The sequence below is a fragment of the Acidobacteriota bacterium genome (assembly GCA_003696075.1).
Classification (GTDB): domain Bacteria; phylum Acidobacteriota; class Polarisedimenticolia; order J045; family J045; genus J045.
The window spans coordinates 1-8923 of the sequence record RFHH01000123.1; the positions used below are offsets into that span (position 1 = coordinate 1).

Consider the following 8923-nt stretch of genomic DNA (forward strand, 5'->3'; position numbering starts at 1 on the left):
CCTTCTCCTCCGAAGCGATCCGCCAGTCGCCGTCCTCTCCGGGCGCGAGGATCAGCTCGTAACGCTCGCGCTTCATCTCCTTCGGCGCAGTGATCACGTCCTTGTACAGGGTGACGCGGTACCCGCCGCCCTCCGCCGGCCGGTAGTTCTTGGCGCAGTAGCCCCGCTGGAACGTCTCGCCCGCCTCGTTCTTCTGCTCGCCGATCTGCTTGATCTTGTCGTCGATGAGGCGGTCGAGCGCTCTCCGAACCTCCTTGGGAATTTCCGGCGCGGCGGGAACTCCGGCCGCGGGGAGTCCGGCCGCCGCGAGGAGGGAAAGGCCGAGTGAAAGCAAGGGCAGAAGAGACGGTCGCACGCGTCTTGAGGACATCGCGTTCTCCTGCACCGGAAAGCGCTCCGGCCACGCTGCGGCGTACGCCGAAAACGATCCGGCTGGGCCGATTATCTTTTCACGGGACCCCGGCACTGTCCAGATCAGCCGGACCCGGTTCGCCGCAACGGCCGGATCTGGTGTAGTCTTCCGCACCGGAGGTCCGAGCGTGACGAAGACGAGCCTTTCCCGGATCCCTCGGTGGAGCACCGCCGTCCTGGCCGCCTGCGCGGCTCTGGCTCTGGCGGCAGCCGCAGCGGACAAGCAGCGGACCGTCGCGTACGGGAACACCGAGAATCCCCCGCGCGTCGACCCGCTGGGCCGCTGTGACGCGCTGACACTCCTCTTCTATCCCGACACTCCGTGCGAAAAGCCGGCCCCGGTGCCCGCTGACACCGCCGAACAGCCGGCTCCACCCGCCGCTGCCTACCCGTGGCAGATTCCGCTGTGGGAGGCCACCGGGCAGGTGCTCGCGGGCGAGCCGGTGGACACCGGGACGGCGTGGCAGGCGTCGTGGCACCACTACCCCGCCGAGGAGGGGGCCACCTTCTCCAGCCTCACCTTGTCGCTGGACGCGGCCCCGCCGGAGGGTTCGCGGATCGTCGCCATGCTCCGGCCCGTGGATTCCGACGACGCCCTGGTCCTGGGCAGCGACGACTTCCCCTTCGAGGTGCGCGAGACGAGCGACGGTCTCGTGGCGCAGGCCGCCCGGTCGCTCCCCCCTGGGCGCTATGCGGTCGTCGCCGGTCTGGCCGGAGAGGACGGGAACCTCGTCCCGCGGTTCGCGGGGCGGGTCCTCATCCCGCGGGTCGCGGCGGACCAACTGCGCCTTTCCGAGGTGATCCTCGCCGACAGCCTCCGGAGGGTCGGCCCGGACGAGCCGCCCAGTCCGTTCCACGTCAGCGGCTTCGAGGTCGTGCCGCGGTCGAGCAACGTCTTCCATCCCGGAGAGAGCGTCAAGATCTTCTACATCGTCCTCGGGGCGGGCGGCGAATCGGTGGACGTGGATGTGACCTACCAGCTGTACCTGAAGAACCCGGCCAACCTCTCCGCCGGCTGGATCCGGGCCGGGCGTCCTCAGGTGATGGCACACCAGGAGGGGGCGGTGCGCGCCTGGGAGTTGCCGATCGTCGAGCAGTTCCCCGCCACCGACTACCGGCTCGAGATCAAGGTGAGAGACAACGCGAGCGGGGGGACGGTGAACGGGTTCGTGGAGTTCCGGGTGGAGAAGGGCTGATCGGACGCGCCGCTCAGCTGCTCTCGCCGGGGGGCGGTACGCGGACCCCGTACCGCCGCATCAGCCGGTAGAAGCTCTCGCGCTCGACACCCGCGTGGGCCGCCGCGTCCGCCACGCGGCCACCGTAGCGGCGAAGCACGGCCGTGAGATAGCGGCGGGCGATCTCGCGGCGCCCCTGCTCCACCGCCTCCTGCCACGTCAGATCGCCGAGTTCGCGTTCGGACGGTTCTTCCGCCGCTATCCCGACGATCTCGGGCGGCAGGTCGCCGACGTCCACCCTCTCCCCATCGGCGACGACCGCCGCCCGTTCCACCGCCGCGCGAAGCTGCCTCACGTTGCCGGGCCAGTCGTAATCGTGGAGAGCCTGCAGCGCCGCCGCGGTGAACCCGCGGAGACGGCGGGCCGGCGCCGCGTCCTGGCAGGCTCGCAGGAAGTGCACGGCGAGCGGTTCGATGTCCTCCCGACGGTCCCGCAGCGGCGGCACGCGGACCTGCGCCACGTTCAGCCGGTACCACAGGTCCGCGCGAAACGTTCCGCGAGCGACCATGCCTTCCAGATCCTGGTGGGTCGCCGCGACGATCCGCACGTCGACCGGTCGCTCTGCCGATTCCCCGAGCCGGCGCACCGCTTTCTCTTCGAGGGCCCGCGTCAGCTTCGCCTGCAGCGAAGACCTCAGCTCCGCGATCTCGTCCAGGAACAAGGTGCCGCGATGGGCGCGCTCGAACAGGCCGGCGCGCTCGCCGGTGGCCCCGGTGAACGCGCCGCGGGCGTGGCCGAACAGCTCGCTTTCGAGGAGATCCGCGGGGATGGCGGCGCAGTTGACCGCGACGAACGGATGCTGGGCCCGCGGGCTGAGCTGGTGGAGCGCCCGCGCGATCCGCTCCTTTCCGGTCCCCGTCTCGCCGAGCACGAGAACCGTGGCATCGCTCTTCGCCAGCCGGCGGACCAGCTCCGCAAGCCGCCGCATCGGCTCCGAACCGCCGATGACCCCCGGCAGCGACTCGATTCGCTCACCCGCCGACACGGCCGCGCGGCCCGCCGCCCGAAGAACCACCTCCCTCGCCTGCTCGGGATCGACCGGTTTCGTCAGATAGTCGTACGCACCGAGCCGGAGGGCCTCGACCGCGGTGCCCACCGTAGCGTAAGCCGTCATCAAAACGAACTCGGCGTTGGGCTGCACTCGACGGCAGGCCCGCAGCACCTCGATCCCGTCGCCGTCGGGCATGCGGAGATCGCAGAGCACGACGTCGATGCGTTCTTCTCTCAGCCTCTGGAGCGCCTCCCCCGCACTGGCCGCGAGAAGCACATCTGCATCGCCGCGGAGAACTTTTTCCATCAGGCGGAGCATGTTCCGCTTGTCGTCCACGACGAGCACGCGGGGCCGGTCCTGTCCCTCGGCCGTCATCGTTCTGGCCTCCGAGCGGCCGGAAGGCGGACTCTGATGGTCGTGCCTCCCCCCGGGCGGGGCTCCGCGGCGATGGTGCCGCCGTGGGCGCCGACGATGCCGCGGCAGACGGCGAGGCCGAGGCCGCTGCCCCCCGCCCGGCGGGAAAAGAACGGTTCGAACACGCGCACGCGCTCCTCTTCGCTGATCCCCTTTCCCCTGTCGGAAACCGTGAACTCGTATCCGCCGCCCGGCAGCGGTCCTCCCGAGATCTCGATTTCTTCGGCCTCGGGACCCGCCTCGGCGGCGTTCCGGACCAGATTCTGCAAGACCTGCCGCATCCGTTCGGGGTCGGCGTGCACCCGCCCGGGCCGCAGATCGAGCCGAAGGCGCGGGCGCAACCCGCCGGCCGCGCTCAGGCGCCGCGCCACGTCCTCGATGAGATCGTGCATGGGAACTTCCTGCGGGCGCAGGCTGGGGGTGCGGGCGTACGCGAGGAGATCCTCCGCGATTCTCTGGCAGGCGGCGGCTTCGTCGTCGATGATCTCGATCTCCTCGCGCAACCCCGGAGGCAGCGAGTCCCGGTCCATCGATTTGATGTACCCGCGGATGATCCCGATGGGATTGTTGATCTCGTGGGCCACGCCGGCAGCGAGCTGCCCGATCGCCGCCATCCTCTCGCTGTCGACCAATCGCCGCTCCCGGTCCTGCAGCTCCTCCGCCATGCTGTCGAACGCCCGTGCCACCGCGCGGAGTTCCCCGCGGCCCAGGGGTCCCACGCGCACGGAGAAATCGCCGGAGCCGAGACGGCGCGCGGCCACGGCGAGCCGTTCGAGCGGGCGCAGTACGGACTCTCGCAGCCGGATCGTGAAGTAAGCCGACAGCAGCAGGATCCCGAGCATCCCGGCGACTCCGAGCGCGAGCGCGACGGTGGTGGCTCTCGTCGCGCGGCGGTGGATCCCGGCCATGTCGAGCTCCACGGAGCGGGCGAGGGCATCCGCGCGCCGGGCGGCCATCGACGAGAGGCGCTCCGCCTCGGCGTGGGCCGCGAGAAGATCGTCACGGCGTCCCTCGCGCACCGCGGGCACGATCCGCTCGCGGAACAGTCGGTCGAGAGCGCCGCTGTCCCTCTCGATCTGCTCGAGGCGGGCGATCCTGTCGGGGGGCAGGAGGGGACGGAGCGTGGCCGCCGCCGAGCGCACGCTCCGGAGCCAGTCCTCGTAGTGGCCGAGATGTTCCGCCTCCTGCGAGAGCATCCAGTGCGCCTGGTGGATGTACTGTTCGCGCACCGCGGCCGCGAGCGTCAGGCTGGCCTTGATCGCCGTTTCGTCCCGCCGCATCTCGCCGACCAGTCCCGACACGTGCGCCACGAGCAGGAGCAACGCGGCCCCGAGGGTGACGGACAGGACCGCCACCGTCCCGAACGCGGCCGCCAGCCGGCGTCCGATCGTCCGCTCGGCCTCCGGCCTCGCGGCCGCCTCGCGCTTCCTCCGGGAACTCATCGACCGCCGAGTGTAACCTACCTGGTCACAGCCGCTGGCTGGCGCGGTCACCGGTCGCCGCCGGACGCCCGCGCGACGCGGGTCGCCGGGGGGCGAGGATCCGGCACAGCGCTTGCAGCAGGCGTCGCCGGAAGGAGCGCGACGATGGAGCACGGAGCGCACGGGAGCTGCTGCCACGGCCAGACCGGGGGCCGGGAGCGGTTCATCGATCCCGTCTGCGGTATGTCGGTGTCCACCCGCGAGCATCACGCGGAGCACGCGGGGCGTGTGTACTACTTCTGCTGCGAACATTGCCGCGAGCGCTTCCGGCGCGACCCCGAGCGCTACCTGAAACCGGCCGAGAGCGTCGAGCGGGAAGCGGCCGGCCCGGCGCGGGAGTTCACCTGCCCCATGCACCCGGAAGTCCGGGAGCCCGATCGGGGTGACTGCCCGAGGTGCGGGATGGCGCTGGAACCGGTGGCGGCGGGCCCCGTGCCGGGAGCGGCCGAGTGGACCTGCCCGATGCATCCCGAGGTCGTGCAGAACGGCCCCGGAACCTGTCCCAAGTGCGGGATGGCGCTGGAACCGCGAGCGCTCGAGGCAGGGGAGCCCCCGAACCCCGAGCTTCGCGAGATGAGCCGCCGCTTCTGGTTCTCCCTCGCGCTCACGGTTCCGCTCGTGGCGCTCGCCATGGGAGATCTGCTGCCTGGCCGGCCGATCTCGCGGCTGTTGGGCGGTCACGCGCGCACGTTCCTCGAGCTGGTACTGGCGACCCCGGTCTGCCTGTGGGCCGCCTGGCCGTTCTACCAGCGGGCCGTGCGTTCCCTCGCGCTCCGTTCCCCCAACATGTTCACGCTGATCGGGCTCGGCGTGAGCGTTTCGTACGCGTACAGCGTGGTGGCGGCCCTTTTCCCCGGCATCTTTCCTCCCTCGTTCCGCTCGGCCGGCGGAGAGGTGGCGGTCTACTTCGAGGCGGCTGCCGTGATCGTCACCTTGATCCTGCTAGGCCAGGTGCTCGAACTGCGCGCGCGAAGCCGCACCGGCGCGGCCATCAGGGCGCTGCTTTCGCTCGCACCCGCCACGGCGCGGCGGGTGGGAGAGGACGGATCCGAGGAGGACGTGCCGCTCCAGGCCGTCCGGGTCGGCGACGTCCTCCGCGTGCGGCCCGGCGAGAAGATTCCGGTGGACGGCGTCGTGCTGGAGGGCTCGAGCCGCGTCGACGAATCGATGGTGACGGGGGAACCGATGCCGGTGGCGAAGGGGCCCGGCGATCCGCTGATCGGGGCGACGGTGAACGGCTCGGGAACTCTCCTGATGCGCGCCGAGAAGGTCGGAGCGGACACGCTCCTGGCGAGGATCGTGGCGATGGTGGCCGAAGCGCAGCGGAGCCGCGCCCCGATCCAGAGGCTCGCGGACCTGGTGGCGGCGTACTTCGTGCCGGCCGTGATCCTCGTGGCCGCGGCGACCTTCGTCGTCTGGGGGCTGTTCGGGCCCCAGCCGCGGATGGCGCATGCTCTGATCAACGCGGTGGCCGTGTTGATCATTGCCTGCCCCTGCGCGCTCGGCCTCGCCACACCGTTCTCCATCATGGTGGCCACGGGGCGCGGAGCCACGATGGGCGTGCTGTTCAAGAACGCGGAGGCGATCGAAACGCTGCGGAAGGTCGACACACTCGTCATCGACAAGACCGGAACGCTCACCGAGGGGCGCCCGCAGGTCGTCGGTGTGGACCCGGCACCGGGCGTCGAGCCGGACGAGCTTCTCGCCCTCGCCGGAAGCCTCGAGCGCGGCAGCGAACACCCCCTCGGAGAGGCGATCCTTCGGGAAGCGGCCTCGCGCGGGCTGCAGCTTTCCTCACCCGAGTCGTTCCTGTCGCTGCCGGGGAAGGGCGTCACCGGCGCGGTCGGCGGCCGCACGGTCGGAATCGGGAACGGGCGGCTGCTCGAGGAGCTCGGCATTCCGGCAGGAGAATGGGCCGCGCGCGCGGAGGAGCGGCGTACCGCCGGGCAAACGGTCATGTACGCGGTGAAAGACGGCGCCATCGCCGGTCTGATCGCGGTGGCCGATCCGATCAAGCCGACCACTCCCGAAGCGATCGAGGCGCTCCACAAGGAAGGCCTCCGGATCGTGATGCTCACGGGGGACAGCAGGGTGACGGCCGAGTCGGTGGCCGGGCAGCTCGGCATCGACGAAGTCATCGCGGAGGTCCTTCCCGAGGACAAGGCCCGCGCCGTCGAGCGGCTCCAGGGAGAGGGGCGCATCGTCGCGATGGCGGGCGACGGCATCAACGACGCGCCGGCGCTCGCGCGGGCCGACGTGGGTATCGCCATGGGCACCGGAACGGACGTCGCCATCGAGTCGGCGGGCGTGACGTTGGTGAAGGGCGATCTGCGCGGAATCGTCCGGGCCCGGCGCCTCAGCCGAGCGACGATGCGGAACATCAAGCAGAACCTGTTCTTCGCTTTCTTCTACAACTCGGTCGGCGTCCCGGTGGCGGCCGGCGTCCTCTACCCCTTCTTCGGCCTGCTCCTGAGCCCCGTCATCGCCGCGGCGGCGATGAGCTTCAGCTCCGTTTCGGTCATCGCCAACGCTCTCCGGCTCCGCCGCGTGCCCCTCTGAGCGCCGCGCGCCGCGCCTGCCGTTGGCGCCCGGGCCTCTTCCCCCGTATATGACCGGCGACGCGGGCCCTCCGGCCCGCGAGGAGGAGGTCATGCGCGCCCCGGAAGCCGCCCGAACCGCATTCCGGATCCTCGCTGCGGCCATCGCCGCGGTTCCCGCTTGGGCCGCCGATCCGGCGCCGCCCTACTTCACCAACGTCACCACCGAAGCCGGACTGGACGGCGTCCAGGCCTTCCGCATCGCCGTCGGTGACCTGAACGGAGACGGCTATCCGGACATCTTCATCCATCTCGAACCCGACCATGCCTCCGGGGACGTCTTGAACAAGCAGCTGCTCTATCTCAACGAGCCGGGCGACAACCCATCAGATCCCTTCAGCCGCAAGTTCGTCGACCACACGGCCGGCTCCGGCATCCGCGATAACCGCCAAGGCACGAACGAGGGCCGCCACTCCGACGCGGCGATTTTCGCCGATGTCGACAACGACGGCGACCTCGACGTCTTCACCAACGTCTATCTCCACCGCAACTACGAGCTCAACAAGGGAACCAACGATCTCCTCATCAACGACGGGACGGCGCACTTCCACCTCTCTCCGAATTCCACCTTCCATCTCGAGCCGAATTGGAACACGCCCGCGGCCGTCTTCACGGACTACGACAACGACGGAAACATCGACCTTTTCATCGGCACCTGGTACAAGCCGGACGCGACGATGAACATCGACCACCTTTACAAGGGGGGCGGCGACGGGAGCTTCACCGACGTCACCTCGGCCGCCGGGCTGGACGCCGAGACGACGTGTGTGTATGCCGTCGCCGCGTTCGACTGGGACAACGACGGAGACGCCGATCTCTTCGCTCCTCCGTACAGCCGGACCGTTTTCTGGTCCCTGCCCCGGCACTGGCGGAACAACGGCGACGGCACTTTCACCGAGGTCGCCGACCAGACGAACTACGATCCCTATCGCGGCATTCTCGGCCAGAAGGTCTCTTTCGGAACGATGCCGCGCGACTTCGACAACGACGGTACGCTGGATTTCTTCGAGATCATGACCCACGGGGACGGCGCGGGGGCGAGCGGGGTTCACTCGACCCCGGTCAGGAACGTCGACGGGGTGTTTTCGTGGGACTTCTGGCGCATGAGCGGCCGCGACCTCGAGGACCCCGACCTCACCCACCACGGCGACCACTACGCGAGCTGGTTCGACTTCGATGGCGACGGCTTGGTGGACATCGTTTTCACGGAAAGCGGCTACGGCAACCCGCGCATCTACCTCTTTCGGCAGCAACCGGATCACACCTTTGTCGCGGTGACGCGGGACTCCGCGCTGTGGGAGATCAACACCGCCGGCCTCGAACCGGGATACGTCACGCCGCTCGATTATGACCGTGACGGAGACGAGGACCTGCTGGTGACGACGAACGCCGGACTGCGCCTGTACCGGAACGACGTCGGTACGGACAACAACTGGCTCGTCATCAAGCTCGAAGGCGTGGGGGGTCCCGGCTACGCCAACCGCAGCGCGATCGGAGCCAGGGTCGAGGTGACGGCGGGCGGGGTCACGCAGTCGCAGGAGGTAGCGGCGGGCAACGGACACGAGGGGCCGATGCGTCCGCTCGAGCTGCACTTCGGGCTCGGCTCGGCGGCTGTCGTCGACCGGATCCGCATCCGCTGGCCCAATGCTCATCTCACCGTGCAGGAACTGACGAACGTCGCCGTCAACCAGTTCTTGACGGTTCGCGAGCCCTGCACGCTTCCCGCCGACCCGACGGGGCTGATCGTCGAACGCGACGGAGCCGACCTCGTCCTCACGTGGGACGATCCGGGCC

The 8923-nt window shown here is 69.8% G+C and carries 6 protein-coding genes; 3 read left to right on the forward strand and 3 right to left on the reverse strand.

Annotated features, from left to right (window positions below; all coding sequences use genetic code 11):
• On the reverse strand, nt 1-355 hold a 355-nt coding region (locus D6718_08070), incomplete at its 3' end, for a hypothetical protein (GenBank protein RMG45229.1).
• Between the two features lie 184 nt (nt 356-539).
• Here D6718_08070 and D6718_08075 point away from each other — a divergent pair.
• Entirely contained in the window at nt 540-1607 is a 1068-nt protein-coding gene (locus D6718_08075) for a hypothetical protein (GenBank protein ID RMG45230.1), read from the forward strand.
• A 13-nt stretch (nt 1608-1620) separates the two neighbouring features.
• On the opposite strand, the gene D6718_08080 is transcribed toward D6718_08075, so the two are convergent.
• Together D6718_08080 and D6718_08085 are read right to left on the reverse strand one after the other, a co-directional pair.
• On the reverse strand, nt 1621-3012 hold the full coding sequence (locus tag D6718_08080) for a sigma-54-dependent Fis family transcriptional regulator (GenBank protein ID RMG45231.1): 1392 nt from the start codon (nt 3010-3012) through the stop codon (nt 1621-1623).
• Complete coding sequence (locus D6718_08085) at nt 3009-4493, reverse strand: HAMP domain-containing protein (protein RMG45232.1); 1485 nt, start codon at nt 4491-4493, stop codon at nt 3009-3011. Before D6718_08085 ends, D6718_08080 begins: the two co-directional genes overlap by 4 nt.
• A 144-nt stretch (nt 4494-4637) precedes the next feature.
• Here D6718_08085 and D6718_08090 point away from each other — a divergent pair, with 144 nt between their 5' ends.
• Nucleotides 4638-7091 (forward strand): heavy metal translocating P-type ATPase, encoded by a 2454-nt coding sequence (locus tag D6718_08090; GenBank protein RMG45233.1) that lies wholly within the window; start codon nt 4638-4640, stop codon nt 7089-7091.
• A 91-nt stretch (nt 7092-7182) separates the two neighbouring features.
• Nucleotides 7183-8923: CRTAC1 family protein (locus tag D6718_08095; protein RMG45234.1), on the forward strand; the 1741-nt coding region annotated here is incomplete at its 3' end.

Bases quoted from the DNA above. Each gene is read 5' to 3' on its own strand.
- D6718_08090 (RMG45233.1), top strand. From the start codon at position 4,638: ATGGAGCACGGAGCGCACGGGAGCTGCTGCCACGGCCAGACCGGGGGC.
- D6718_08085 (RMG45232.1), bottom strand. From the start codon at position 4,493: ATGAGTTCCCGGAGGAAGCGCGAGGCGGCCGCGAGGCCGGAGGCCGAG.
- D6718_08080 (RMG45231.1), bottom strand. From the start codon at position 3,012: ATGACGGCCGAGGGACAGGACCGGCCCCGCGTGCTCGTCGTGGACGAC.